Origin of the sequence: Enterobacter sp. R-1.6.2, assembly GCF_035064085.1 — a bacterium.
GTDB lineage: Bacteria > Pseudomonadota > Gammaproteobacteria > Enterobacterales > Enterobacteriaceae > Enterobacter > Enterobacter asburiae_B.
The window spans coordinates 1-1,062 of record NZ_JASEYI010000105.1 but is presented as its reverse complement, the minus strand read 5'-3'; the positions used below and the strand labels follow the sequence as shown (position 1 = coordinate 1,062).

Sequence of the window (1,062 nt, the reverse complement as noted above, 5' to 3'; positions counted from 1 at the left end):
TCTGGTTCTGAAATCCATCCCTGTCGGTGTTGCTTATGCAGTCTGGTCGGGACTCGGCGTCGTCATAATTACAGCCATTGCCTGGTTGCTTCATGGGCAAAAGCTTGATGCGTGGGGCTTTGTAGGTATGGGGCTCATAATTGCTGCCTTTTTGCTCGCCCGATCCCCATCGTGGAAGTCGCTGCGGAGGCCGACGCCATGGTGACGGTGTTCGGCATTCTGAATCTCACCGAGGACTCCTTCTTCGATGAGAGCCGGCGGCTAGACCCCGCCGGCGCTGTCACCGCGGCGATCGAAATGCTGCGAGTCGGATCAGACGTCGTGGATGTCGGACCGGCCGCCAGCCATCCGGACGCGAGGCCTGTATCGCCGGCCGATGAGATCAGACGTATTGCGCCGCTCTTAGACGCCCTGTCCGATCAGATGCACCGTGTTTCAATCGACAGCTTCCAACCGGAAACCCAGCGCTATGCGCTCAAGCGCGGCGTGGGCTACCTGAACGATATCCAAGGATTTCCTGACCCTGCGCTCTATCCCGATATTGCTGAGGCGGACTGCAGGCTGGTGGTTATGCACTCAGCGCAGCGGGATGGCATCGCCACCCGCACCGGTCACCTTCGACCCGAAGACGCGCTCGACGAGATTGTGCGGTTCTTCGAGGCGCGGGTTTCCGCCTTGCGACGGAGCGGGGTCGCTGCCGACCGGCTCATCCTCGATCCGGGGATGGGATTTTTCTTGAGCCCCGCACCGGAAACATCGCTGCACGTGCTGTCGAACCTTCAAAAGCTGAAGTCGGCGTTGGGGCTTCCGCTATTGGTCTCGGTGTCGCGGAAATCCTTCTTGGGCGCCACCGTTGGCCTTCCTGTAAAGGATCTGGGTCCAGCGAGCCTTGCGGCGGAACTTCACGCGATCGGCAATGGCGCTGACTACGTCCGCACCCACGCGCCTGGAGATCTGCGAAGCGCAATCACCTTCTCGGAAACCCTCGCGAAATTTCGCAGTCGCGACGCCAGAGACCGAGGGTTAGATCATGCCTAGCATTCACCTTCCGGCCGCCCGCTA

Annotated in this window: 2 protein-coding genes; both read left to right on the top strand. The window is 60.6% G+C overall.

All coding sequences use genetic code 11. The features are described 5' to 3' along the window. The coding region (locus tag QMN93_RS25995; protein WP_016810057.1) for a multidrug efflux SMR transporter at positions 1–205 on the top strand (205 nt) is incomplete at its 5' end. Beyond that, on the top strand, positions 199–1,038 hold the full coding sequence (sul1, locus tag QMN93_RS25990; protein WP_000259031.1) for a sulfonamide-resistant dihydropteroate synthase Sul1: 840 nt from the start codon (positions 199–201) through the stop codon (positions 1,036–1,038). The genes QMN93_RS25995 and sul1, both read left to right, overlap by 7 nt. Positions 1,039–1,062: the final 24 nt, after the last annotated feature.

Excerpts from the sequence above, each read along its gene's own strand:
- sul1 (WP_000259031.1), top strand. The coding sequence starts at position 199 with ATGGTGACGGTGTTCGGCATTCTGAATCTCACCGAGGACTCCTTCTTC.